This window comes from Aeromonas sp. DSM 116730 (assembly GCF_046581335.1).
Lineage (GTDB): Bacteria > Pseudomonadota > Gammaproteobacteria > Enterobacterales > Aeromonadaceae > Aeromonas > Aeromonas rivipollensis.
The window spans coordinates 2823566-2847484 of sequence record NZ_CP144265.1 but is presented as its reverse complement, the minus strand read 5'-3'; the positions used below and the strand labels follow the sequence as shown (position 1 = coordinate 2847484).

Annotated in this window: 21 protein-coding genes; 18 read left to right on the top strand and 3 right to left on the bottom strand. The window is 64.6% G+C overall.

What is annotated here, in order from left to right; genetic code table 11:
• Nucleotides 1–41: 41 nt before the first annotated feature.
• Complete coding sequence (locus tag Aeroheme_RS12915) at nucleotides 42–2054, bottom strand: methyl-accepting chemotaxis protein (protein ID WP_168234809.1); 2013 nt, start codon at nucleotides 2052–2054, stop codon at nucleotides 42–44.
• A gap of 258 nt (nucleotides 2055–2312) precedes the next feature.
• Between Aeroheme_RS12915 and hinT the strand changes: the two genes are divergently transcribed.
• The 9 genes from hinT (at nucleotide 2313) to secF (ending at nucleotide 10450) form a co-directional block, all read left to right on the top strand.
• Nucleotides 2313–2663: a purine nucleoside phosphoramidase gene (gene hinT, locus Aeroheme_RS12910; RefSeq protein WP_025326574.1), complete on the top strand. Its 351-nt coding sequence runs from the start codon at nucleotides 2313–2315 to the stop codon at nucleotides 2661–2663.
• Complete coding sequence (locus Aeroheme_RS12905; protein WP_411165989.1) at nucleotides 2663–4084, top strand: COG3014 family protein; 1422 nt, start codon at nucleotides 2663–2665, stop codon at nucleotides 4082–4084. The genes hinT and Aeroheme_RS12905 overlap by 1 nt, the downstream gene beginning before the upstream one ends.
• Before the next feature lie 67 nt (nucleotides 4085–4151).
• A complete protein-coding gene (locus Aeroheme_RS12900) occupies nucleotides 4152–4550 on the top strand; it encodes a YcfL family protein (protein WP_139744339.1) in 399 nt (132 codons plus the stop codon).
• Entirely contained in the window at nucleotides 4550–5146 is a 597-nt protein-coding gene (gene lpoB, locus Aeroheme_RS12895) for a penicillin-binding protein activator LpoB (RefSeq protein WP_111912313.1), read from the top strand. The genes Aeroheme_RS12900 and lpoB overlap by 1 nt, the downstream gene beginning before the upstream one ends.
• The gene (locus Aeroheme_RS12890) at nucleotides 5136–5999 is read left to right on the top strand and encodes a phosphotransferase (RefSeq protein WP_411165988.1); all 864 of its coding nucleotides are present in this window, start codon (nucleotides 5136–5138) and stop codon (nucleotides 5997–5999) included. Before lpoB ends, Aeroheme_RS12890 begins: the two co-directional genes overlap by 11 nt.
• Nucleotides 6000–6050: 51 nt before the next feature.
• Complete coding sequence (locus Aeroheme_RS12885) at nucleotides 6051–6911, top strand: DUF6279 family lipoprotein (RefSeq protein ID WP_106887116.1); 861 nt, start codon at nucleotides 6051–6053, stop codon at nucleotides 6909–6911.
• A gap of 68 nt (nucleotides 6912–6979) precedes the next feature.
• Entirely contained in the window at nucleotides 6980–7477 is a 498-nt protein-coding gene (locus Aeroheme_RS12880) for a hypothetical protein (RefSeq protein WP_411165987.1), read from the top strand.
• A 146-nt stretch (nucleotides 7478–7623) separates the two neighbouring features.
• Nucleotides 7624–9426, top strand: a complete 1803-nt coding sequence (gene secD, locus Aeroheme_RS12875) for a protein translocase subunit SecD (RefSeq protein WP_171275868.1) — start codon at nucleotides 7624–7626, stop codon at nucleotides 9424–9426.
• A 109-nt stretch (nucleotides 9427–9535) separates the two neighbouring features.
• Nucleotides 9536–10450 carry a protein translocase subunit SecF gene (secF, locus tag Aeroheme_RS12870; protein WP_411165986.1) on the top strand — a complete coding sequence of 305 codons (915 nt, stop codon included), beginning with the start codon at nucleotides 9536–9538 and terminating at the stop codon, nucleotides 10448–10450.
• A gap of 68 nt (nucleotides 10451–10518) precedes the next feature.
• Here the strand turns inward: secF and Aeroheme_RS12865 are convergent, their stop codons facing one another.
• The gene (locus Aeroheme_RS12865) at nucleotides 10519–11121 is read right to left on the bottom strand and encodes a DUF924 family protein (protein ID WP_411165985.1); all 603 of its coding nucleotides are present in this window, start codon (nucleotides 11119–11121) and stop codon (nucleotides 10519–10521) included.
• 127 nt (nucleotides 11122–11248) lie between these two features.
• Between Aeroheme_RS12865 and Aeroheme_RS12860 the strand changes: the two genes are divergently transcribed.
• From Aeroheme_RS12860 to Aeroheme_RS12825, 8 genes are all read left to right on the top strand, one after another.
• Nucleotides 11249–11389, top strand: a complete 141-nt coding sequence (locus Aeroheme_RS12860) for a hypothetical protein (RefSeq protein WP_411165984.1) — start codon at nucleotides 11249–11251, stop codon at nucleotides 11387–11389.
• 1 nt (nucleotide 11390) lies between these two features.
• Entirely contained in the window at nucleotides 11391–12305 is a 915-nt protein-coding gene (locus tag Aeroheme_RS12855; RefSeq protein ID WP_234567640.1) for a DUF808 domain-containing protein, read from the top strand.
• Nucleotides 12306–12475: 170 nt separating this feature from the next.
• Nucleotides 12476–14254 (top strand): M3 family oligoendopeptidase, encoded by a 1779-nt coding sequence (locus Aeroheme_RS12850; protein WP_106887110.1) that lies wholly within the window; start codon nucleotides 12476–12478, stop codon nucleotides 14252–14254.
• A 114-nt stretch (nucleotides 14255–14368) separates the two neighbouring features.
• Nucleotides 14369–16177 (top strand): M3 family oligoendopeptidase, encoded by a 1809-nt coding sequence (locus Aeroheme_RS12845; protein ID WP_411165983.1) that lies wholly within the window; start codon nucleotides 14369–14371, stop codon nucleotides 16175–16177.
• A gap of 209 nt (nucleotides 16178–16386) precedes the next feature.
• Entirely contained in the window at nucleotides 16387–16926 is a 540-nt protein-coding gene (gene ycfP / locus Aeroheme_RS12840; protein WP_163137317.1) for an alpha/beta hydrolase YcfP, read from the top strand.
• A gap of 74 nt (nucleotides 16927–17000) precedes the next feature.
• Complete coding sequence (locus Aeroheme_RS12835) at nucleotides 17001–18293, top strand: NAD(P)/FAD-dependent oxidoreductase (RefSeq protein ID WP_163156638.1); 1293 nt, start codon at nucleotides 17001–17003, stop codon at nucleotides 18291–18293.
• A gap of 227 nt (nucleotides 18294–18520) precedes the next feature.
• Nucleotides 18521–18838: a heavy metal-binding domain-containing protein gene (locus Aeroheme_RS12830; RefSeq protein ID WP_025326589.1), complete on the top strand. Its 318-nt coding sequence runs from the start codon at nucleotides 18521–18523 to the stop codon at nucleotides 18836–18838.
• A 324-nt stretch (nucleotides 18839–19162) separates the two neighbouring features.
• Nucleotides 19163–20173: a S66 peptidase family protein gene (locus Aeroheme_RS12825; RefSeq protein ID WP_411165982.1), complete on the top strand. Its 1011-nt coding sequence runs from the start codon at nucleotides 19163–19165 to the stop codon at nucleotides 20171–20173.
• A 61-nt stretch (nucleotides 20174–20234) separates the two neighbouring features.
• On the opposite strand, the gene Aeroheme_RS12820 is transcribed toward Aeroheme_RS12825, so the two are convergent.
• A complete protein-coding gene (locus Aeroheme_RS12820) occupies nucleotides 20235–22496 on the bottom strand; it encodes an LTA synthase family protein (protein ID WP_411165981.1) in 2262 nt (753 codons plus the stop codon).
• Nucleotides 22497–22745: 249 nt separating this feature from the next.
• Here Aeroheme_RS12820 and Aeroheme_RS12815 point away from each other — a divergent pair, with 249 nt between their 5' ends.
• Nucleotides 22746–23840: a hypothetical protein gene (locus tag Aeroheme_RS12815; protein WP_411165980.1), complete on the top strand. Its 1095-nt coding sequence runs from the start codon at nucleotides 22746–22748 to the stop codon at nucleotides 23838–23840.
• The last annotated feature ends 79 nt before the right edge of the window (nucleotides 23841–23919 follow it).

Sequence of the window (23919 nt, the reverse complement as noted above, 5' to 3'; positions counted from 1 at the left end):
GGCCTCGTCGTTTCAGGGCAATGGAAGAACAGACGGCCTCATCAGGCGCTAAGCCGGAAGCGCTGCACCAGCCCCTCCTGCTGCTCGGCCAGGCTGTCGAGCTGCTGGCTGGTCTCGGCGACCCGCTCTATGCCCTGATAGTTGAGATCCGAGATGTCGGAGATGCGGTTGAGGTTGGTGGCGATGTCGGCGCTGGTGGCCTGCTGCTGCTCGGCGGCGGAGGCTATCTGGCTCGACATGTCGCTGATGAGCACCACTATGCCCTGCACCTCCTCCATGGCGTTGTTGGCCTGGGAGCTCTGATCCACGCAGCTGTCCATCTCGCGGGAGCACTCCTGCATCACGTTGACTGCCCGGGCGACCCCCTGCTGCAGGTTCTCTATCATGGTCTGGATCTCGCTGGTGGACTGGGCGGTGCGACCGGCCAGGTTGCGCACCTCGTCCGCCACCACCGCAAAGCCGCGGCCCTGCTCGCCGGCCCGGGCCGCCTCGATGGCGGCGTTGAGGGCCAGCAGGTTGGTCTGCTCGGCGATGCCGCGGATGACGTCGAGGATATTGCCAATCTGGCCGCTCATGGCGCTCACATCGGCGATGACCGCACCGGTCTGCTGCAGCTTGCCCGCCAGCTGATGGGTGGTGGTGATGTTGCCTGCCATCACCTTGCGGCCCATCTCGGAGGCCTTCTCCACGTCCTGCACCCGCTCCAGGGTCTGGTTGGCGGCCTGGGCCACCTCCCGCACCGAGGCCTCCATCTGGGTCATGGCGGCGGCGACCGAGGCGGTCTCCTGACGCTGCTTCTCCAGATCCGCCCGCACCGATTCGGTGGTGTGGCGGTTGTCGTGGGCGGCGCTGTTGAGCTGGGTCGAGGCCTGGGAGAGCTGCCTGAGCACGTCTCCCATCTGCTGGATCAGCAGGTTGATCTGGCTGCCGAGCTGGCCGAACTCGTTCTGGCTCTTGAAGCCGACCCGCTGGGTCATGTCACCCTGGGTCACCTCGGTCAGTACCCGCAGCAGCTCTTTCAGGGGGCGGCGTATGGCCTTGCCGAGGGTGAAGGCCACCAGTATGGCGACGAAGATGGCGATGACTATGCTGATCCCCTGGGTCAGGGTGCTCTGGGTCTGCACCCGATCGGAGGCCTTGATGCTGGCGTTCATCAGCTGCTGGCTCTGGGCGGTGATCCCCTCCAGCTTGTTCTGGATGCTGACGATGAGCTGGCTCGCCTGCTTGCTCTGCTCGCGCATGGTCTGCTGCTGCTTCATCAGCGCCAGGTACTGGGCGAGCACCCCTTCAGTGGCGGTGGTGTCGCGCACGAAGCCATGGACGTAGTGGCCCATGTTGTTGTCGAACTCCTTGAGCTCCCCTTGCAGATCCTTGATGGTGCTGTTGAAGCCCTCGATCTGCATCTTGTTGCGCTTGAGCGCCGCTTCTATGGGGGCGGGGATGCTCTGGTTGAGGGCATCCATGGTGGAGAGCTCGATTGCGGAGAGCTTGGTGGTCAGGGTCTCGGAGAGCATCTTGATGAAGCTGTCGTCGACGGTGACCATCATGTCGCCGAGGTTCTTCTTGAACTGGGGCAGGCTGACCTGGAACTGGCCCTTGGCCTGGTTGACCTTGTGCAGCCGTGTGAGCAGGGCTTCGTGCTCGGTGGGCAGGGTCTGGGTCAGCTGCAGGTAGTCAGCCACCAGCTTGCCGAGGGCCGTCATCTCCCCCTGCAATTCGGGGTGCGTCGCCACCTGCTGCCTGAGGGTCGTCAGCATCTTGTCGACCTGACCCTTGGCCTGCTGCAGCTCGGCCACTTCCGCCGGCAGTTGCTTGGGATCCTGCTCGGTCAGCACGTCGGTGAGCCACTTGTTGGCGCTGAGCAGGCTTATCTGGGTCTGGCTGCTGGCGATCACCAGCGGCATGGACTCTTGTGTTACCTGGTCCAGGGCATCGTTGAGTTCGCTCTGGCCGCGAAAGGTCAGTACCGCGCTGGCGACCATGACGGCGACCAGGATGGCAAAGCCCAGATAGACTCTCTGTAAGATCGAGAGGTCTGACATTGTTTGTTTCATTATTGTCCCGCTGTCTATGCAAAAGTCCCTTGCCTGAGTACCCCGTCCCTTTGGTACCCTGCATGCCCCCACGGGGAATGCCGCTGGGGTACTCGGGACGTCATCCTCACTATCGGTATTCTTCACAATAACTGAAGTGATTGGGACAACGGCTGTGTCAAATGTCGGCTTGTGTCACACTTGGCGGGCTGTGGCGACATTTTTGGGAGTCGCTTGAGTTTTGCATTGAATTTTCTTTTTCATATAAAGGAGTTACCCATGGCGCAAGAAACCATTTTCAGCAAAATCATCCGCAAGGAGATCCCCGCCGACATCCTTTATCAAGACGATCTGGTGACCGCCTTCCGCGACATCCAGCCCAAGGCCAAGACCCACATACTGATAGTGCCGAACGTGCTCATTCCCACGGTCAACGACGTGGAAGCGGATCACGAGCTGGCGCTCGGCCGCATGTTCACCGTGGCCCGCAAGCTGGCGGCGGATGCCGGGATCGCCGAGGACGGCTACCGCCTCATCATGAACTGCAACCGCCACGGCGGGCAGGAGGTCTACCACATCCACCTGCACCTGGTGGGTGGTCAGCCGCTGGGACCTCTGCTCAGCCTGTGATGCGTCCCGCCTCATTGACCGGCCTGCTGTTGGCCGGTCTGCTGCTGGGAGGCTGCGCCTCCCGCTGGCAAGATCTCTTCGTCTCCTATTCCGATCAGATGGTACCCCTGCGCAACCAGCTGCTGCTGGGTCATGCCGCCGAGGCCCTGCCGAAGGTGCGGGAATCGACCCCGGGAGACGACACCTATGTGCTGGATCAGCTTGAGAAAGGGCGCATCGCCTGGCTGGCGGGTCAGGATGGCGTCAGCAAGCAGGGCTTTGCCGCCGCCGACAGCCGGCTCGCCTGGGAAGAGAGCCAGGCCAAGTACCGCCTGAGCCAGGGGCTGGCCCAGGCGGGCAGCCTGCTCACCAACGATCAGACCATGGCCTACCGGACGCCTGACTACGAGCGCACCATGCTGCACCACTATCTGGCGCTGAACTACCTGCAACGGGGGGATGCCGAAGGGGCCCTGGTGGAGGTGCGCCGCGCCAATCAGGTGCAGGAGCGGGCGCTCAAGGCGCGGGCCGACGAGGTGCGCAAGGCGAAGGAAAAGAGCGAAGAATCAGAAGCAGATGGGGAGATGCGCCAGCTGATGTCGCGCGGGGCACCCGAGCTCGATCGCCTGATAGGCCAGGTGAAAAACGGTTTCCAGAACGCCTACACCTTCTATTTCTCCGGCGTGCTCTATGAGGCGGCCGGGGATCTCAACGACGCCTGGGTGGACTATCAGCGGGGCTACCAGATAGCGCCGGACAACCAGAGCCTGCAGGATGCCCTGCTGCGCCTGGCCCGGCTTCGCGGCTCCGCGGACGAGCTCAAGGAGACCGAGAAGAAGGTGGGTCGCAAGGCGCCGCCACCGGCCAAGGATCAGGGCCAGCTGGTGGTGCTGTTTGAAGATGGCCTGATCCCGGCGCGGCGGGAGATCTTCCTGCCGCTGCCCATCTCCACCTCCAGTGGCGATTTTCGTACCTTTACCGTGGCGGTACCCTATTACGACAACAGGGCCAGCGACACAGGCCCGCTGACGGTGTCGGTGGGCAAGCAGGCCGGGCGGACCAGCTCGCTGGTGCGACTCGAATCGCTGGCGGCCAAGGATCTGCAGGAGCGGCTGCCGGGCATGCTGACCCGTCAGGCCCTGCGGCTGGTGGCCAAGGAGCAGTTGCGCCGCAGCGCCGCCAAGGAGGGGGGCGATGTGGGCAATATCCTGGTGGGCATCTTCAACACCCTCTCTGAGCGGGCCGATACCCGCAGCTGGCTGACCCTGCCCGCCGAGGCATCGAGCTGGCAGGGAATGGTCCCGGCCGGGGAGGTGCAACTCCAGCTGGGGGCGGGCAGCGCCATGCGCACACTCCCCCTCACAGTGCACGCCGGGCGCACCACGCTAGTCTGGGTGCAGCGCCTCGGCGCGGGCCTGAGCACCCGGGTGATGCCCCTATGAATGCCCCTTTGGGCAAGGATCACAGACTGACCGGTTCGGCCCCTCGGCCACCGGCAAGGAGAACAAGATGAAAGCACATGGCTTGGCCCTCGGGCTGGTACTGCTGCTGGCGGGGTGCGCCACCAATACCTCCGGCGTGGCGCTCTATGGCGCGGCCGGGGCGGCGGCGGTGGCGGAGCAGCACCAGAACGTCAACGTCACCCTGACCGAACTCAGCCGCCGTCAGCAAAACGGCCTGCTGCAGGTCAACGTGGCCGCCGCCAGCACCCAGCGCGGCGACAACAAGTTGCAATACCTGTTCTATTGGTATGATGAGGCCGGGCAGGAGGTGGCCAGCGATGGCCGCGGCTGGACCCCCATCAAGCTGCACGGCTACCAGACCCGCACCCTGTCCGCCCTGGCGCCGAGTCCGGCCGCCCGGGGCTACCGGATTTACGTACGCGAAGTGATTGAGGAATCGAACTGATGAGAATGAACCATGCCCTGCTGATATTGACCGGCGCCCTGCTGCTCGGCGGCTGCTCCAGCACCACAGTCAGCTATGGCGATCCCACCGAGACAGAGACGGTGACGGTGGATTACGGCTCCTCCGACTTGCAGGCCATCGCCGACAAGATGGCGGACTCCATGCTGGCCTCACCGGTCACAGGCGAGATCACCGCAGGGGGCCGTCCCGTGATGTTCATGGACTCCATCCGCAACAAGACCTCGGAGCACATCGACACCGAGGCCATCACGGACACCATCCGCACCAAGCTGCTGCGATCCGGCAAGTTCCGCTTCGTCGACATGAGCAAGGTGAGCGCGGTCAAGCAGCAGCTCGAGTACCAGCAGAGCAGCGGCATGGTGGATCCCGCCTCCATGGTGCGCCTTGGCAAGCAGACCGGCGCCCGCTACATGGTCTATGGCAACCTGGCCAGCATCGTCAAGGACAATGGCAAGGTGAAGGACGTCTACTACCAGATGACCATGAACCTGATGGATCTGGAGAACGGCGAGCTGCTGTGGGCCGATCAGAAAGAGATCCGCAAGCAGGCGAAGACCTCCACCTTTGGCTGGTGAGGCGACCCGGCAGCAGGGGGATCTGGCGGAGCTGAGCCTGCTGGCCAGCCTGCCGGCCCCCTGGCACCAGGGGCGCCTTGAGCCACTGGCGAGCGGCCTGACCAACGGCAACTACCGGCTGCGTCTGCCCTCGGGGCAGAGCGGCTTCCTGCGCCGCGGCCACCCGGATCCGGTCCGGCTCGGCATAGACCGCGCCACCGAGTGGCAGCTCTATCAGGGGGCCGTGGGGCAGGGGCTGGCCTTGCCCTGTCATCACGGCGATCCCGCCAGCGGCCTGATGCTGCTGGCGTGGTGCGACGAGCCGAACTGGGCCGTCTCCCCGCCGCCCCTGGCGACCCAACCCCCCTTGCTGGCCGAGGTGCTGAGACGACTGCACCGACTGGCGCTGCCCGCCGTGGTGATGGCGGTGCGGGCTCATGCCGCCGGTTATCGCGGCCGCCTGGCCCGGATCCCTGACTGGTTGCCGGCGCTGGAGCGGGCCCTGCTCGCGAGCCACGAGCCGGACGACTGCTGGCTCCCTTGCCATCATGATCTCAATCCGGCTAACTTGTTGGGCCACAGGCCCTGGGTCATCGACTGGGAGTATGGCGCCGCCGGTCATCCTGGCTTCGAGCTGGCCAGCATACAGCGCACCCATGGCTGGAGCGAAGAGCTGCGGTGCCAGTTGGAGAGCTGCTATCTTGAAGGCAGGGGAGGCGCTCATAAGCTGCTCAATGGCAAGGGATTCCAGGCCGATGCCTTCCTGCCCTGGGTCGATTACATCGGCCTGCTGTGGGCGCTGCTGATGGCGGAGCAGCAACCCGGGCCCGACTATCAGGCCCTCATCGACATGAACCGCCAGCGCCTGGAATGAGATAGGCCAGAGGCCAGCGCGACGCTTATTTTCTACGACTTGGAGGCATGCATGGTGACCAGATTCTCATGGCGTCAACCCCGCAGCTGGAGCCTGCTGCTGCTCTGCCTGCTGCTGACCGGCTGCGCGACCCGGGTGATCTACTACTGGCTCGACTCGGCCATCGTCTGGCAACTGGACGACTACTTCTCCCTGGACCGCAGCCAGAAGACCCTGCTGGACAAGGAGGTGAAGGGGCTGATGGCCTGGCATCGCCAACACGAGCTGCCCATCTATGCCCGGGATCTCGATGCCCTGGCGAGGGCAGTGGCCAGCCCCATGACCCCGGCCCAGGTCACCCTGCACCTGGACCGCACCCAGGCCAGCCTGACCCGCACCCTGGAGAACGCCATTCCCCGCACCGTGCGTCTCGCCAGTACCCTGACCGATGCCCAGGTGGCGCGCTTCATGACCGATAGAGTGAAACGCCAGCAGGAGCGCAAGCATGATTTCGCCACCGAGCCCAAGGCGCAGATGCTCAAGGAATTCAGGGAGAAGATGAGCGAGCGGCTGGTGTTCTGGATTGGCAAGGTGAAGCCGGCCCAAGAGCCGCTGATTGCCCAGTGGGCCGAGTGGCAATACGAGATGATGCCCCCCTGGCTCGAGTTTCAGGAGGCCTGGACCAAGGAGCTGGAGCGGCTGATGAAGCAGCGCCAGGACCCGGACTTTGGCAAGGAGCTGACCCGGCTGCTGCAACAGGGGGACGGCCTGATGGATGGCCGCTTCACCGGTTACACCGACCAGTCACGCCAGCGCACCATACAGTGGCTCAGCGCCCTCAGCCAGTCGATGGATCTCTCCCAGCGCGCCCACCTCTACACCCTGCTCAAGGACTATGCCGAGGACTTCGAAGCCATGACCCGCAGCCGCTGACGACCGCGATCCGCACCGCAAGGGCGGCAGGCGTCATGGCCTGCCGCCCTTGTCCTTGTGGGGGGGCTATGGTAGTTTGCCCTTTCTATTATTTGGGAATTAACTTTTTGAGCCTGCTGGACAAAGTGAAACTGGCGGCGATGACCCTGCTCATCGCGCTCACTCTGCTGCTCTCTACCGTTTCGGTGGAGGGGCTCAAGGTACCCGCTTCCCAGCACGCCGCCCAGCTGATGGGGGAGGCCGCGGATCCCGCCGACGGCGCCCGGATGAAGCACGGCGCCAGCGACAGCGACGACGGTGTCGTCAAGTTTGTCGGCTCCCACCAGAGCCACCTGCTGCGCCTCGAGCACTCCCTGAGCCGGGATCATCAACCCGGCAGCGTGGTCTACGAGCTGGTCATGAGCTGGGCCCAGCAGGCCATACTGCTGCTGTTGTGCGGTCTGCTGCTCTACGCCGCCCTCTTCTACCCGAGGACGAGCTTTCGCGATCACTTCGCCAGCATCCACCTGCGCCGCCTGCAGCGCCGGCACCTGCAATACCGCTTCTCCCAGAGCTTCCTCGCCTGACCCCGATGGGGTCAGTCTGCCTGCTGTTGCCTCATCTTCTCTCTGTTGCTGTTCACTTTTAGTGAACGGCTAGGCTGTCTTGTTTCATTTTTTTGCACGGTGCGACCCGGCGTCGCCCTTGCCATCGCCTGACAGAGGCCGATTTCATGAGAAAAAAGAGTCATACCATACTGAACCGCATGAGCCCGTGGCAGTACGCCCTGCTGCTGCTGATGCTGGTCACCTTCACCTTCTATTCCCTGCCCACCTTCTTCGGTGAGCAGCCCTCCCTGGGCCTCCATGGCCAGACCCGCTTGAGCGGGGCGCAGCAGCGCCTGCTGCAGGAGCATCAGATAGCGCCCCAGAAGCAGATCGAGCAGAAGGAGCGGATCGAGCTGGTGTTCGCCACCCAGGCCGAGCAGCAGCGGGCCAAGCAGTTGCTGGAGCAGCAGGGGGTGGACAGTGCGGCCCTCACCCTGGAGTTTCACTCCAATGCCCCGACCTGGATAAGCCAGCTCGGCGCCGATCCCATCAAGCTCGGGCTGGACTTGCGCGGCGGCTCCCAGCTGCTGATCGGGGTCGATGTGGACTTTGTCATCGACAACCAGACCAAGAACCTGGTGGATACCCTGCGCACCCGCTTCCGTGAGGCCAACCTGCGCGGCGCCAGCGTGATGCGCACCGCCCAGGGGGCCCTGGCCGTCACCCTGCCGGACGTCGACGGTCAGGAGGGCTGGCTCACTATCATCAAGGAGAGCGCCGGCACCCGTCAGGATCAGTGGAAGCTCTCCCGCTCCGGCAATGAGCTCAAGCTGGTGCTGAGTGAATCGGAGCGCACCCTGCTGGTGAACAACGCCGTGACCCAGAACCTGTCGATCCTCAAGAAACGGATCAACGAGCTCGGCATCGTCGAGGCCTCGGTCCAGCGTCAGGGTCAGGACGGCATCCGCATCGAGCTGCCCGGGGTGCACAACCCCAAGCAGGCGAAAGAGGTGATAGGCGCCACCGCATCCCTGGCCTTCTACGAGGCCAAGGCCGACAGCCGCTTCTTCATGGCGGATCGCAACGGCCAGGCGGTCGGTCTGGCCCGCAAGCCGGTGCTGAGCGGCGAGCACATCGTCGATGCCCGCGCCAACATGGGGGAGATGGGTCAGCCCCAGGTCAACATAGTGCTCGACACCCTGGGTGGCAGCAAGATGAACCAGTTCAGCCGCCAGCACGTGGGCAAACCCATGGCCACCGTCTTCACCGAGTACAAGACCAACGCCGAAGGCAAGCTGCGGGCCAGAAGCGAGGTGATCAACGTCGCCACCATACAGACCGCCCTTGGCAACCAGTTCCGCATCACAGGGATTGGCAGCCTGCCGGAGGCCCAGGAGCTCGCCATGCTGCTGCGGGCCGGCGCCCTCACCGCGCCGCTCAAGATCCTGGAGGAGCGCTCAATCGGCCCGACCCTGGGGCTGCAGAACATAGAGGCGGGCTTCACCGCCCTGGCGTTCGGCATGGCGGGCATGATGCTGTTCATGATGGCCTGGTATCGCAAGTTCGGCTGGGTCGCCATCACGGCGCTCATCGGCAACCTGCTGATGCAGGTGGGGATGCTGGCGGTGCTGCCCGGCGCCGTGTTGACCCTGCCCGGGATCGCCGGTCTGGTGCTGACGGTGGGCATGGCGGTGGATACCCATGTGCTCATCTTCGAGCGGATCAAGGACAGGCTGCGGGAGGGGGGCTCGTTGGCCAACGCCATCGACTTTGGCTATCGCTCGGCGTTTCGCACCATCTTCGATGCCAACATCACGACGCTCATCTGCGCCGTGGTGCTCTATGCCATCGGCTCAGGGCCGCTGCAGGGCTTCTCCATCACCCTGATCCTGGGGCTCATCTCCAGCATGGTGACTGGCATCTGGGGCACCCGTGCCATCATCAACCCCCTGTGGGGCAACAGCCGCGCCAAGCTGCTGAGGGTATGACCATGACTGACACCCATTGCCTGCGTCATAGCACCGCGCGTCCGAGCGAGCTTCGCGCCACTTGCTTCCGGTTGGGAAGCCCAAGCCATCTGCTGTCGAGGGAAGAAGAATGCTGAGAATGATCATTGCCATGGGCCTGACCCGCTGGCGTTACATCGGGATGTGGGCCTCGGTGCTGCTGACGGTGGCGAGCATAGCCGTGCTCGCCATCAACGGGCTCTCCCTTGGGCTCGACTTCACCGGCGGCATACTGCTGGAGTTTCGCATCCAGACCCTGAAGGAGGCCCACGAACTCAACGCCCTGCTGAGCGCCCCCCTGGCCGGGGCTGTGGAGCTGCACGGCGCCGGCGTGCCCGGCGAGTGGCTCATCAAGCTGCCTCCTCACGAGCTGCCCTGGGCGGCGGAAGATCTGGCGATCATGCTGGGGCAGCAACTCGCCCTGCCGGTGGAGCTGCTGCGCACCACCATAGTGGGCCCCCAGGTGGGCGCCGAGCTGTTCCAGCAGGGGATGCTGGCGGTGCTGGTGGCGTCGCTGGCCATCTCTGCCTATCTCGCGGTGCGCTTCGAGTGGCGCCAGGCCATCGGCATCCTGGTCTCTGTGCTGCACGACGGTCTGGTGGCCCTGGGGCTGCTGGCGCTGTTCAATATCGAGTTCGACCTCAACGTCATCGCCGGCCTGATGGCGGTGATCGGCTACTCGCTCAACGACAGCATCGTCATCTCGGACCGGCTGCGGGACCTGCTGGGCTCGCGCACCCAGATGGGGATACACCAGTGTTCCGATGTGGCCATCAAGGCCACCTTCAGCCGCACCATGATCACCTCGGGCACCACATTGTTCACCGTGGGGGCCCTGCTGCTGTTTGGCGGCGACGCCCTGTTCGGCTTCTCCTTCACCCTGTTCGCCGGCATCCTGGTGGGCACCATCTCCTCCATCACTGTGGCTTCCACTGTGCAGGAGCTGCTGGGGCTCTCCCCCCAGGCTTACCAGAAGAAAGAGGATGATCTGGCCGAGGCGGCCTGATGCCCCTTGTCCACTCCCTGCATGCAAAACGGGCCCATCGGGCCCGTTTTTTTGTCTCTTTGGCTGGCCTAGAAGCCGGAGCCCGGTTGCTGCAAAAACTCGGCCTCCTCCGGGGTGCTGGTGCGCCCCAGGATGGCGTTGCGGTGGGGGAAGCGGCCAAAGCGCTGGATGATCACCTGATGGCGGCGGGCGAAGTCGGCGAATCCCTCGAAGGTCTCCCGGGCAGGGCCGTCCGCCTGCTCGGCCGCCAGTGCCTCGAACAGGGCCACGCTTCTGGCCTGCTGCTCTCGGGACTCCGCATGTTCCAGCGGCAGGTAGAAGAAGATCCGCGCCAGCGGGGAGAGGGCCTTGTCCGCGCCAAGGGACAGGCCCCTGAGGCAGAGATCCCGGGCCTTGGCATCCTGGGCAAAGGCCGCGGGTGAGGCGCGATGTATGTTGCGTGGCAATTGGTCCAGCAGCAGGATCAGCGCCAGCCTGCCCACCGGCACCTCGGCCCAGTGGGCGAGATCGCCTTCTGCGGCGGCCTGTGCCAGCTCGCCAAAGCGGTGCGCCAGCAGCGCGTCCGTCTCGCGGTTCTTGCCCCACCAGAGGGGGGCTTGCCGGGCGGCGCGGGGGGCGTCGCCTGAGTCGTCGCCAAACCAGAAATCGAGCAGCGGTTGCCAGGGTTGCATGGGAACTCCTTGGGCCTGGGGCCTTCAGGTGAAACAAGGCCGATTGACCCTGTCATGGGGGGCTGCCGAAAGGGCTGCTTCTCGTTACACTGTGCCATCTTTTGCCTGAAACAAGGAACCCCCTCCGATGGCCGGAACCAGTTTGTTGGCCCTGCCGGGCGATATCGCCAGCGTGCCGGGTGACCTGGCCCTGATGACCAAGGCTGTGACCAGGAAGAGCGCCGTGCTGCCTGGGGAGATGTTTCCCACTGATATAAGGAATGTTTGATATGGCCGGAACCAGTTTGTTGGCCCTGCTCGACGATATTGCCAGCGTGCTCGATGACGTGGCCCTGATGACCAAGATGGCGGCCAAGAAGACCGCCGGTGTGCTGGGGGACGATCTCGCCCTCAATGCGGAGCAGGTCTCCGGGGTGCGGGCCGAGCGGGAGCTGCCTGTGGTGTGGAAGGTGGCCAAGGGCTCGTTTCGCAACAAGCTGATCCTGGTGCCCGCCGCCATCGCCATCAGCGCCCTGATCCCCTGGCTCATCACCCCCTTGCTGATGCTGGGGGGCGCCTACCTCTGCTTCGAGGGGGCCGAGAAGCTGGCCCACAAGTTCCTGCCCCACGACAGCGGCGAGACGGCCTCGTCAGCGCAGGCGATCCCGGACGATCTGGAAGCCTTCGAGCAGCAGAAGATAAAGGGGGCCATTCGCACCGACTTCATCCTCTCCGCCGAAATCATCGTCATCGCCCTCGGCACAGTGCAGGGCTCGAGCCTGGGCCTGCAGATCGCCGTGGTGGCGGGCATAGCCCTGCTGATGACGGTGGGGGTCTACGGCCTGGTGGGGCTGATCGTCAAGCTCGACGACATAGGCCTGCACCTGCTGCAAAAACCCGATGCCAGCGTCCTGCGCCGGGCAGTGGGGCGGGGGCTGCTGGTAACGGCGCCCCGGCTGATGCACCTGCTGGCCCTGGTCGGCACCATCGCCATGTTCATGGTGGGGGGCGGCATTTTGGTCCACGGCTGGCCCTTTGCCCATCACCTCATTGAGGGGGTGGCCGCCAGTCTGGCGCCCCTGGCCGGGGGGGCCGTGCTGGCCGCGGTGACGCCGACCCTGCTGAGCGCCCTGGTGGGGGTGGTGGCCGGCCTGGTGCTGGTGCTGGCCATGACCCTGGTGGGCAAGTTGACCCCCGCGAAATAATAGCGGCCGCTCAGGAATCGTCCCCTGCCGACAGGGGGCGTCGCAGGCCGGATCTGCTGTTTGTTGACCAGAATGGGGGCTAGGCAAGGGCTGGCCCCCTTCGTACTATTTGGCGGCCACTGCCCACAGAGGCGGGGCGCCCACATGGACGCAAACAGACAAGGACAGTTATGACCAACACCCTTTGGCAGGATGATCACATCTATGCCGCCCCCGATTGCCCAGCCATCGACGCCGACTTCCAGCGCGCCGCAGAGGCCCTGACCGAGATCGCCAACCTGCTGGCAAGCCTGCCAGAGACCCGGGACATCAATGCCTTGCGCCACCTGCTTAGGGCCATTCGCCGCCAGGCCAATGCCGTGAAAGCCCAAGCTTGGAACAGCCAGACCTTCGCCTACAACAGGCTTAGCCGCAACGGCCGCGACGAGGCCGCCCGGGTGCTGCTATCCCGTGGCCAGCAGTTGCAGGCGAGGCTGGCCCAGCTCGTCAAGCCGGTGGCCCTGTTCTGGCTGAATGCCCCCGAGGATCAGGTGCGGGCCCTGCTGCAGGATCCCGAGCTGTTCGAGCTGGCCTACCTCATTCGCCACGATCGCCGGTTGCAGGATCAGGCCCTCTCCCTCGAGAGCGAGCAGTTGATCGAGGGATTGGCGGTGGACGGCCTGCAAGCCTGGGGGGATCTCTACGACAGCCTGGTGGCCAGGCTCAGGCCAGTGGTTGCGGGGGAGCCCATGGGGCTGGCCCAGGCGGACAACTTGCTCGCCCACCCGGACAGGGCGCGGCGCGCCAGCGCCTGGCACGGCATTCAGGCCGCCTGGGCCGGGGAGCAGGAGACGGTGGCCGCCATCCTCAACGCCATCAACGGCTGGCGCAACGAGCTGGCGGCCCAGCGCGGCAAGGGGCGGCGGCTCGATGCTCTGGATCTCTCCTGTCATCAGGGGCACCTGGAGCGCGCCACCCTGGAGACCCTGATGACGCAGGCCGAGGCCCACAAGGCGCTGGGCAGGCGGGCCCTGCGAGCCATGGCCTGTGCCCAGGGGATAACGGATTTCGCCCCCTGGGATCTCTATGCCCCGGCGCCTTATGGGGCGCAGGCCAGCGTTGGTTTCGGACAGGCGCTGACGCTGGTGGCCGATGCCTTCGCCGCCTTCGATCCCGAGATGGGGGACTTCGCCCGCATGATGGCGGATCGGGGCTGGATAGATGCCGCGCCGAGCGACAACAGGCGCAGCGGCGCCTATTGCACCGAGTATGCCGACCCCGCCGAGCCCCGGGTCTTCCTCACCTTCGAGGGCACCATGGACAACGTCATCACCCTGGCCCACGAGCTCGGCCACGCCTGGCACAGCTGGCTGTTGCGGGACGCGCCACTGGCGCAGCGCGACTACCCCAAGACGCTGGCCGAGACCGCCTCGCTGTTTGCCGAGACCCTGGTGCGGGAGGCCCTGCTCGCCCGTGCGCAGACCCGCGAACAGCGCCTGGCCATCGCCTGGATGGACGGGGAGCGGGTCGCGAGCCTGCTGCTCGACGTTCCCTCCCGCTTCCACTTCGAGCGGGCGCTGGTGGCAGGCCGGGCCGAAGGGTATCTGGGGGCGGGCCAGCTGAGGGCCATGATGAAATCCGCGAAGCAGCAGTGGTATGGTGACAGCCTCAGCGAATATGACGAGCTGTTCTGGGCCAGCAAGGGCCACTTCTCCATCGCCGATCTCGGGTTCTATAACTACCCCTATCTGTTTGGCTACCTGTTCAGCCTGGGACTCTATGCCCAGAAGGAGCGGGTCGGTGCCGACTTCGTGCCGGCCTATCGGGCGCTGCTCGCCGACACCGGCCGCATGAGCGCCGAGAGCCTGGTGGAGAAGCACCTGGGGGTCGACATTCGCGAGCCCGCCTTCTGGCAAGAGAGCCTGCACTATGTCGAGGACGCTGTGGTGCGCCTCGAGCGGCTGGTGTAGTCGCCCGTGTTTGATCCGGCTGGTGTCGCCGCCAGCCTTGGTATTCCTGTTCGTGGCCCTGGGGCCACCCCTGTTTCACGACGGGCCGGACCCGTCTCTGACAATGAGCGTTCGATGCAACAACGAGTCTACCCACAGCAGTGGCAAAATCAGCACATCTACCCCTCCCTCGACAGCAGCGTACTGGAAGCGGACATGAGCCTGGCTCGCGCCAGCCTAGCCGAGCTGGCGGTCTTTATCGACGGCCTGGGCCCGCTGCGTGATCAGGGCGCCGCCCTGCAGGATGGCTTGCGGGAGGTGCGGCTGCGGGCCCGGCGTATCCGCGAGATCGGTTGGAACATCGCCGTGCTGGCGGCCTGCACGGGGAGCCAGGATGCCCGGGATCCCCTGGCCAAGCAGCTGGCCTCCCGGGCCCGGGCCCTCAATGCGGACCTGTTCAAGACGCTGGCGCCCATCGAAGATCTGATGCTGGGGCTGCCCGAGGCCGAGTTCCGGCAACTGATGCAGGATCCCCTGCTCGGGGAGGAGGAGTACCGGCTGCGCCACGAGCGCCGCTTGCAGGATCAACGGCTGCCGGTGGAGGCGGAGCAGCTGGTCATCGGCCTTGGCACCGACGGCCTGCACGCCTGGGGCAACCTCTACAACGATCTGGTGGGCAAGATCCGGGTGCAGGTAGCCGGCCAGGAGCGGGGGCTGGCAGAGGCGAGCAACCTGCTCTCCAGCCCGGATCGGGCGCAGCGCAAAGAGGCCTTCGATGCCATCAGCGCCGGTTGGGAGGGGGAGCAGGAGACGGTGGCCGCCATCCTCAACGCCCTCAACGGCTGGCGCCTGGAGCTCTCGCGCCAGCGCGGCAGGGTGCGGACCCTGGATGCCCTGGATCTCTCCTGCCACCAGAGCCACATCGAGCGGGCGACCCTGGATACCCTGATGCGGGAGACCTGGCAGGCGCGCGGGCTGGGCCAGCGGGCCCTGGGGCTGATGGCCCGGCGGCTTGGCATAGAGGAGCTGGGGCCTGAGGATCTGTTCGCGCCGCCCCCGGCGAGCAGCCACCGCAGCATACCGTTCGAGGAGGCGATCGAGATCATCGCCCTGGCCTTTGCCGGTTTCGATCCCGAGATGGGGGCGTTCGCCCGCATGATGGCCGAACGCGGCTGGATTGATGCCGCCCCCACCCCGAACCGGCGCACCGGGGCCTACTGCACCAAGTTTGCGGATCCGGTGGAGCCGCGGGTCTTCATCACCTATGCCGGCACCATGGACAACGTCATCACCCTCGCTCACGAGCTGGGGCACGCCTGGCACAACTGGCTGATCCGGGACTTGCCCATGAGCCAGCGTAGCTACCCCATGACGCTGGCCGAGACCGCCTCCATCTTCGCCGAGACGCTGGTGCGCAGCGCCCTGTTCGAGCAGGCCCGAAACGCCGAGGAGCGCCAGGCCATCGCCTGGGCGGAAGCCGACGGCGCCGCCACCTTCCTGGTCAATATCCCGGCCCGCTTTGACTTCGAGCAGGCCCTGGTGGCCGAGCGCGAGCAGGGCTATGTGTCATCGGCCCGGCTCAAGGCGCTCACCGACGAGGCCTGGGGGCGCTGGTATGAAAAGAGCCTTGGCCGCTATCACCCCATGTTCTGGGCTGCCAAGGCGCACTTCTCCATCGCGGGCTTCGGTTTCTACAACTACCCCTACCTCTTTGGCTACCTGTTCAGCCTCGGGGTCTATCAGCAGCTGATGAGCCGCAAGGGGGCAGGGGAGGCGAACGTGGCCGAGGCCTATCGCGCCCTGCTGCGAGACACTGGCCGCATGAGCGCCGAGGATCTGGTCGCAAAACACCTGGGGCAGGACATCCGCGAGGCGGCCTTCTGGCAGGGGAGCCTGGCCCTGGTGGCGGCGGCGGTGGATCGTTTCGAGCAGACCCAGAGCTGAGACCGGGCGTGGGCAGGGGCGCCGTGGATGCCTCGTCAGGGGCCTGGCGCCCCTTTTCCCCTGCCGAATGCGCCCAAAGGGGGTGGAAAAAGGATTTTCCGGCGGCGGGGGGCGTGATCCAAAGCAAGAAAGTGCGATGTTTTGGTGGCGCCTCGGCCGTTCGCTGGGGTAGTTTCGATAGAACCGACACAGTTCTTGAGGTCTTATCCATGATCATCTATCTGCATGGCTTTGATGCCACCAGCCCCGGCAATCATGAGAAAGTGCTGCAGTTGCAGTTTATCGATGATGATGTGCGCTTCGTGCACTACAGCACGGTTCACCCCCGCCACGACATGAGCCACCTGCTCAAGGAGGTGAAGAAGCAGCTCGACATGAGCACAGACCCCAAGCCCCTCATCTGCGGAGTCGGGCTCGGCGGCTACTGGAGCGAGCGGATCGGTTTTCTGTGCGGCATCAAACAGGTGGTCTTCAACCCCAACCTGCACCCGGAAGAGAACATGCAGGGCAAGATCGACAGGCCGGAAGAGTACGATGACATAGGCACCAAGTGTGTAACCGAATTTCGTAATAAAAATTCAGGAAACTGCCTGTGCATCCTTTCCGTTCAGGATGAAATCCGCGATAATCGGGACACTGAACGTGAATTGAAGAACTATTACGACATCGTATGGGATGAGCGCGAGACCCATAAGTTCAAGAACATCTCGCACCATCTGCAACGGATGAAGGCCTTCAAAGAAGCCTGAGCCATCACGTCAACCGATTTCGTTTTAGGGAGCCAATGGCTCCCTTTCGTTTTGAGGAACCAAGGAAAATCATCATGATGAATATTGTCGTTGTAGGCGGTGGCGCCGGCGGTCTCGAGCTCGCGACCAGCCTGGGCCGCAAGCTGGGCAAGAAGAACAAGGCCAGGATCACCCTGGTGGATCGCAACCGCACCCACCTGTGGAAGCCCCTGCTGCACGAAGTGGCCACCGGCTCCATGGATGCGGGCATCGACGCCCTGAGCTACCAGTCCCACGCCAAGAACCACGGCTTCGAATTCCAGCTCGGCAGCCTGACCGACATCAAACGCGACGAGAAACGTATAGTGCTGGCGCCTATCCACGACGAGAGCGGCGCCCTGGTGGTCAACGAGCGGGAACTGCCTTACGACGTGCTGGTGATGGCCATAGGTTCTGTGTCCAACGACTTCAACACCAAGGGCATCAAGGATCACTGCATCTTCCTGGACAGCCCCTCCCAGGCGCATCGCTTCTACAACAGCATGATGAACCGCTTCCTGCAGTTCGCCACCGAATACAAGCCCGGTGACAAGGTGAAGATCGCCATCGTGGGTGGCGGCGCCACCGGCGTCGAGCTCTCCGCCGAGCTCTACAATGCTGTGGAGCAGCTCTATGCCTACGGCTTCAAGAACCTCACCACCGACAGCCTCAAGGTGACGCTGGTGGAGGCGGGCCCCCGCATACTGCCGGCGCTGCCTGAGCGCATCAGCGGCTCCGCCCACCAGGAGCTGGTCAAACTCGGCGTGGACGTGCGCACCGCCACCATGATCACCGAAGCCACTAGCGATGGGCTACACACCAAGGATGGGGAGCTGATTGAAGCAGACCTCATGGTGTGGGCTGCCGGCATCAAGGCACCAGACTTCATGAAGGAGATCGCCGGCCTCGAGACCAACCGCATCAACCAGCTGGTGGTCAAAGAGACGCTGCAGACCACCCGTGACGAGAACATCTTCGTCATCGGCGACTGCGCCGCCTGCCCGCAGCCGGACGGCAAGTTCGTGCCGCCCCGCGCCCAGTCCGCCCACCAGATGGCGACCCAGGCGTTCAAGAACATCCTGGCCAAGATGAACGGCGGCGAGATGAAGCCCTACCTCTACCACGACCACGGCTCCCTGGTCTCTTTGAGCCGCTTCTCCACCGTGGGCAGCCTGATGGGCAACCTGATGCGCGGCTCCATGATGGTGGAAGGTTACATCGCCCGCATCGTCTACATCTCCCTGTACCGGATGCACCAGGTCGCCCTGCACGGCTACATCAAGACCGGCCTCATCATGCTGGTGGGCCGCATCAACCGGGTGCTGCGCCCGAGCATGAAGCTGCACTAAGCCTGTGCCTTGAGTGGCAAGCACAAGACAAACGACAAGGAGAGGCCAGGCCTCTCCTTTTTTATGGCCGTTTTTGACGACCGCGACCCGGCAAGTGCCGCTGGAAGCGGGGCGGGGAGACCGGCCCTGCCTGCCCGTCCCCCCTGACCGGTTATTTGCGGTGGAGGATGTTGTCCTGCCCCGCTTTGGGGTAGTCTGGAGCCCATTTTCACCCCAAGGAGCGCAAGATGATCCTCTCAACCACCCCCACCCTGGAAGGCAAGGCCATTCGTGAATACCGCGGCATAGTCGTGGGTGAAGCCATCCTGGGTGCCAACATCTTCAAGGACCTGTTCGCCGGCATCCGCGACATCATAGGTGGCCGCTCCGGCGCCTACGAAAAGGAGCTGGCCCGGGCCCGGGAGATCGCCTTCGAGGAGCTCAAGGAGCGCGCCCAGGCGCTGGGCGCCAACGCCGTGGTCGGCATCGACATCGACTACGAGGTGGTGGGCCAGAACGGCAGCATGCTGATGGTCAGCATCAGCGGCACCGCCGTGGTGATCTAGCTCGCCTTTGCCCCCTGGACGCCTGCAGCAAGCCGACCCCGAGGTCGGCTTCTTTATTGGGCGCGGCACCCCTATGGTATGGGAGGCGATTCCCCCTTCTCCCCTTGCGGGAGAAGGGTTGGGGATGAGGGGGAGGCTCCGGGCCGGGAATATTGTTTATTTTTTCTATCCGACTTGGTTATGTTGTTCGATTTATCTAAACAAAAAGCGGCCTGCCCGGTGCCTTTTAGCCCTTGTTGGGAAGAAATCACCTGGATTAGGATGGAGCCTGATGCCGGATCATGGGGATCCCGGCCCCCAGACTCTCAGGAGCGAGCGTCATCCATGGCACTGCGCAAGCCCGCCGGGCTCAAACCCGGCGATACCATAGGTTTCTTCTCCCCCTCCAGCGCGGCCACCGCCTGGGCTCCCCGGCGATTCGAACGTGCCAGGGCGTTTTTGGAAGGGCAAGGTTTCAGGCTCAAGGCGGGCAGCCTGACCGGGGAGCGGGATCACTGGCGCTCCGGCTCCATAGCGGGGCGGGCCGCCGAGCTCAATGCCCTCATCCGGGATCCAGAGGTGCGCGCTATCATGTCGGTGATTGGCGGCAGCAACTCAAACTCCCTGTTGCCCTATGTGGACTACGAGGCGCTGAGAGAGGATCCCAAGATCATCGTCGGCTATTCGGATGTGACGGCCCTGCTGCTCGGCATCCACGCCCAGACCGGCCTGATTACCTTCTATGGCCCGGCACTGGTGGCCTCCTTTGGCGAGCTCCCGCCGCTGGTGAACGAGACCCTGGCGGGCTTTCGCCAGATCTGTCTGGCCGGTGGCGCCGCCGCGCCCCATACCCTGCCGACCCCAACCCACTGGACCGACGAGCGGCTGGATTGGGAAAACCAGAGCCGGGCCAAGTTGTGCCAGCCTAACCGGCTTGTCTCGGTGGGCAGCGGCCGGGTGCGGGGACGGCTGATGGGCGGCAACCTCAACACCCTGGCGGGGATCTGGGGCTCTCCTTATATGCCGACCATCCTGCAAGGGGATATTCTGCTGCTGGAAGACAGCCTCCATTTGGCAGAGACGGTGGAGCGTTCGTTTGCCCACCTCAAGTTGTGCGGGGTGTTCGACCGCATAGGCGCGCTCATCCTCGGCAAACACGAGCTGTTCGACAGCCAGGGCAGCGGCCGGCGGCCCCTCGATATCCTGCTGGAGGTGGTGGGGGAGCCCGGCTTCCCCATACTGGCGGAGTTCGACTGCGCCCACACTCACCCCATGCTGACGGTGCCGCTCGGCATAGAGGCCGAACTGGATCTCGACAGGCAGACCCTTACCCTGTGCGAGTCCTGGCTCCGTTAGTCGCCAGAGAAATGCAAAGAGGCCGCAGTTGCGGCCTCTTTGTTGTTGCTATCAGGCAGGATCAGGGCAGGGCATCGGCCCGGAAGCTGGCGCGGATCTGCGGCACCAGGGGGGAGGGGTCGAAGCCCTTCTCCTCCCCCAGCACCGGATGGAGCACGGGCTTGTCCTCTATGGGGGTGAGATCCCCTGCCAGCAGCGCTCGGGTGGCCTGTCCCATCTGGTAGAGCTGGCGTACCGGGGCGAACTGGCGCTCGAGCGTGATGGCGCCATCGTTGCGGGTGAAGGCCATCATGGGGATCTGGTAGGGGGCATCCCGGGGCGGCTTGGCGCCATGGATGTTCTTGCCCGCCGACATCAGGAAGGGCTGGTGATCCCCGAAGGCCACTACCAGGTAGCGCTTGCCGGAGCGATCGAGCGTCTTGAGCAACCGCTCCAGGGAGGCCATGGCGTCCACCACCCCTGTGTAGTAGGTGTTGAGCAACTGCCTGTCCGCCGGGCTCTGATCCGGGCAGGCCCTGTCGATCTGCTGGGCCCGGTAGCGATCCCCGTCGAAGGGGCCGTGCCCCTGCATGGTGACCGCGTAGGCGAACAGCGGCTTGTCATCCTGCTCGCTGCGTCTGATCAGGTGATCGATGAGGGCATCGTCCGAGATGTAGAGCCCTTTATGTTCAAGCGTGGTGAAGCGGGTGTCGAACCAGCGCTCCTCGTAGCCGAGGGCCGGGATCGCCTTGGCGCGGCCCCAGAACTTCTCCACATAGGGGTGGGCGAACAGGGTCTGGTAGCCGTTCTGCCTGGCGCTCCTGGCAAGGCCGGGCACCTTGTCCGAGAGGTAGTAGTAGGGCACCACCCCCTGCTTGAGCAGGCCCACCGGCAGGCCGGTGTTCATCTCGAACTCCGCCAGCACCGTCATACCCCCTGTGGTGGGGGAGTGGATGGTCTTGTGCCACTGGGCCACGTCGGCAGGCAGGGAGAGGGTGGGAGCGGGGGCGCAGATCTTGCCCTGCCAGTCGAGCCAGAGCGACTCATATTGCAGCACTATCACCAGATCGAAGCGGGGCGGCTGGCCCGGGGCTGGCTGGCTGAGCTCGGGGGTACGCTCGTTGATCTGCAAGGGGTAGCGGAAGATGTTGCCGCTTTGCAGCATCTCGTCCACCAGGTTGAACAGGTAGAGGCCGGGGCCGGCGCGGATGATGTCCCTGTGATAGTTGACCGCCCTGTCCACGTAGCGGATGTTGGCCCCGAGCAGCTTGTTGCCGGTCTGGGTGGCGAACACGCAGAGCGCGAAGAAGGCGGCGGTAGCTGCCATGGTGCGCAGGATCCAGCGCGACAGGGCGAAGCGCCAGCACAGGAACAGGAGCCCCAGCACGGCCAGCACCGGCAGCACGGGGTGCTGATCGAGCAGTATGTGCAGCAGGGCCATCAGGTTGCCGAGATCGTCCCCCCCAAGGGGCACCCCGTAGATGGCTATCTTCATGAAGTTTGCCAGCAGGCCTATGCCCGAAAGCGCCGTAAAGACCAGCCCCATATAGAGGTTGAAGCCCGCCAGGGCGCAGAGGCTCCAGCCCAGCACCATGCTGCCCCAGGCGAGGTAGTAGTGCTCGGGCCTAAAGCCCGACCAGAGCAGAAACTCCCCCAGCTTGAACACCACGAAGCCGTGCAGCAGCACGAAGGTGAGGTTGCCGAGCAGCAGGCTGCCCAGCACCCGGGAGCGGTAGCTGCGGCGCAGCCGCGGCAGCAGGGCCCTGAGCACGGCGGCGCTCACCAGCAGCACCAGCAGCAGGCTGGTCATCAGATAGGTCAGATTGAAGCCGCGCTCCGGCAGGGTCTGCAGGATCTGGCTGTATTCGGCGCTCTCGGGTCTGTCCGCCAGCAGCAGGCCGATCCGCAGCTGATAGCGGCTGTCCAGGGCGTCGTCGGGCGCGCGCAGGGCGCTGTTGAGATCCAGGGTGCAGCGATTCTGGCGACACTTCTGGCGCTTCTCCACCGCCTGACTCAGCTGATCGATGCGAATGCCCTTGTCGTTGAGCAGCTCCACCCGCACCTTGTCCCCCGCCTGCAGCGGCTTGAGCAGCTGCCACTGGCTGCGCACCACCAGATAGAGGCCGCGACTGTCGCTCTTGTAGAGCAGGCTGTGGCGGCTGAGGGTGGCGATGGGCTGATCGGCGGGCCCCAGGATCAGCGGCTGTGCCTTCCCGAGCCAGCCGACGGGATTGAGCAGCGGCAGGGCGAGAGTCAACAACAGCAGGGCGATCAGCAGACCGAACAACCACCCGGTCAGAGACTGGGAGGAAGAGGGGGGGCGATCACAGACGGGGGCATTCATAGGGGCTCATCCTTGGAGCGGGCAGGGCAGCAACGCTGCATCTATTTTGACCCGATGGTGAGGGGCTTGTTCCTTGATGTCAATTTAATGACGACGGGATGAATATTGGGTGACGGCCTGTGCGTGCAAATTGTGATCCCGATCCGGCAGGGGCACTCATTCTGTGATGAAAGCGTCATCATGGGCCTTTGCCGCTGGTCTGGGAGGGGGGCGCTGTTTAGTCTCTCAGTAACGGTTGGAGGTACATGTATGAATCCCAAGGTTGCGGCACGTCAGGCAAGATTGCTCCAGATGCTGGAGAACGGGGACGAGATCCGGATCGGGCGTGAGCGAGACTGTCCCTTGCCCCTGGCCCAGCTGACAAAGCTGACCGAGGATCACCCGGACGTCGTCAAGGTCTATGGTCAGGGGCTCACCGCCGAGGTGTTCCACCTCAAGGTGGAGGGGCACCACTGGTGCCTGAAGCGGTGCCGGCCAGACTCCCTGGTGGCCAACGTCGACGGCAAGACCGCCTTTCTCACCGAGCTGGAGCGGCGCCGGGAGATAGAGAGCCTGCGGGAATTGCACCCCACCATACTCTCCAACGTGGTCTGCACCAGCTTCGGCTCCGCCCGCGCCGGGGTGCTGGTCTCCCCCTGGTTGAGGGGAGATCCGGTGCGCAGGCTCAATGAGCGCAACCTGACGCAGATGCTGGCGGTGGAGGCCGAGCTGGCCCGCTGGGGCTGGTTTGACTGGGATCCGAGCCCGGGCAACCTGCTCGACGACGGCCAGCAGATCTCGGTGTTCGACTTTGGCTACATGTGGCCCTTCGATCCCCTGCACGAGTTCAACTCCAACGGCCTCAGCGATCCGGCATTTCATGTGGCTGAGCGGCTGGAGACCCGCACCCTGTCCGGGCTCTGGCTGGAGGAGGCCGACCCCCTGCCGCTGTTTCGCCACTGGCGCGAGCTCTGCCTCGCCTGGGCGAAGGGGGAGCTGCAATATCTGTCACGGGAGGGGGCCAGCGCCCCCGTGCTGGCCCGGATGCAGGGGCTGGTGGGGGAGTGGAGTGCGGCGCTGGCAAGCGAGCAGGCGCTCGCCGCCAACTGGTGGCGCGACATGTATCGCAGCCACCGGCTCGACATTCTGGACGATCTCAGCGGCAAGAGCTGCGGCCCTATGACCCTGCGCCGCCTCGACTGGCTGGAGCAGGCGGTGCGGGAGCACTTCCCGGCGCTGGCCGATAACCTGGGGTTTGATGAGGCCGGGCTCGGTCAGGCGGCACTGTTGCAACGGCTGGGGGGGCTGCGCGAGCAGATCCGGGCCAACCTGTTGCCGACCCGGACCAGCCAGCCTGCGCGCTGACATGGGGATGACAGAGTGACAAGAGGGGCGCATGGGAGCCCCTCTTCGTTGGTATAGCTTCTGGCGCCATGGCCTTCCC

Excerpts from the sequence above, each read along its gene's own strand:
- Aeroheme_RS12915 (WP_168234809.1), bottom strand. The coding sequence starts at position 2,054 with ATGAAACAAACAATGTCAGACCTCTCGATCTTACAGAGAGTCTATCTG.
- hinT (WP_025326574.1), top strand. The coding sequence starts at position 2,313 with ATGGCGCAAGAAACCATTTTCAGCAAAATCATCCGCAAGGAGATCCCC.
- Aeroheme_RS12905 (WP_411165989.1), top strand. The coding sequence starts at position 2,663 with ATGCGTCCCGCCTCATTGACCGGCCTGCTGTTGGCCGGTCTGCTGCTG.
- Aeroheme_RS12900 (WP_139744339.1), top strand. The coding sequence starts at position 4,152 with ATGAAAGCACATGGCTTGGCCCTCGGGCTGGTACTGCTGCTGGCGGGG.
- lpoB (WP_111912313.1), top strand. The coding sequence starts at position 4,550 with ATGAGAATGAACCATGCCCTGCTGATATTGACCGGCGCCCTGCTGCTC.
- Aeroheme_RS12885 (WP_106887116.1), top strand. The coding sequence starts at position 6,051 with ATGGTGACCAGATTCTCATGGCGTCAACCCCGCAGCTGGAGCCTGCTG.
- Aeroheme_RS12880 (WP_411165987.1), top strand. The coding sequence starts at position 6,980 with ATGGTAGTTTGCCCTTTCTATTATTTGGGAATTAACTTTTTGAGCCTG.
- secD (WP_171275868.1), top strand. The coding sequence starts at position 7,624 with ATGAGAAAAAAGAGTCATACCATACTGAACCGCATGAGCCCGTGGCAG.
- secF (WP_411165986.1), top strand. The coding sequence starts at position 9,536 with ATGCTGAGAATGATCATTGCCATGGGCCTGACCCGCTGGCGTTACATC.
- Aeroheme_RS12865 (WP_411165985.1), bottom strand. The coding sequence starts at position 11,121 with ATGCAACCCTGGCAACCGCTGCTCGATTTCTGGTTTGGCGACGACTCA.
- Aeroheme_RS12860 (WP_411165984.1), top strand. The coding sequence starts at position 11,249 with ATGGCCGGAACCAGTTTGTTGGCCCTGCCGGGCGATATCGCCAGCGTG.
- Aeroheme_RS12855 (WP_234567640.1), top strand. The coding sequence starts at position 11,391 with ATGGCCGGAACCAGTTTGTTGGCCCTGCTCGACGATATTGCCAGCGTG.
- Aeroheme_RS12850 (WP_106887110.1), top strand. The coding sequence starts at position 12,476 with ATGACCAACACCCTTTGGCAGGATGATCACATCTATGCCGCCCCCGAT.
- Aeroheme_RS12845 (WP_411165983.1), top strand. The coding sequence starts at position 14,369 with ATGCAACAACGAGTCTACCCACAGCAGTGGCAAAATCAGCACATCTAC.
- ycfP (WP_163137317.1), top strand. The coding sequence starts at position 16,387 with ATGATCATCTATCTGCATGGCTTTGATGCCACCAGCCCCGGCAATCAT.
- Aeroheme_RS12835 (WP_163156638.1), top strand. The coding sequence starts at position 17,001 with ATGATGAATATTGTCGTTGTAGGCGGTGGCGCCGGCGGTCTCGAGCTC.
- Aeroheme_RS12830 (WP_025326589.1), top strand. The coding sequence starts at position 18,521 with ATGATCCTCTCAACCACCCCCACCCTGGAAGGCAAGGCCATTCGTGAA.
- Aeroheme_RS12825 (WP_411165982.1), top strand. The coding sequence starts at position 19,163 with ATGGCACTGCGCAAGCCCGCCGGGCTCAAACCCGGCGATACCATAGGT.
- Aeroheme_RS12820 (WP_411165981.1), bottom strand. The coding sequence starts at position 22,496 with ATGAATGCCCCCGTCTGTGATCGCCCCCCCTCTTCCTCCCAGTCTCTG.
- Aeroheme_RS12815 (WP_411165980.1), top strand. The coding sequence starts at position 22,746 with ATGAATCCCAAGGTTGCGGCACGTCAGGCAAGATTGCTCCAGATGCTG.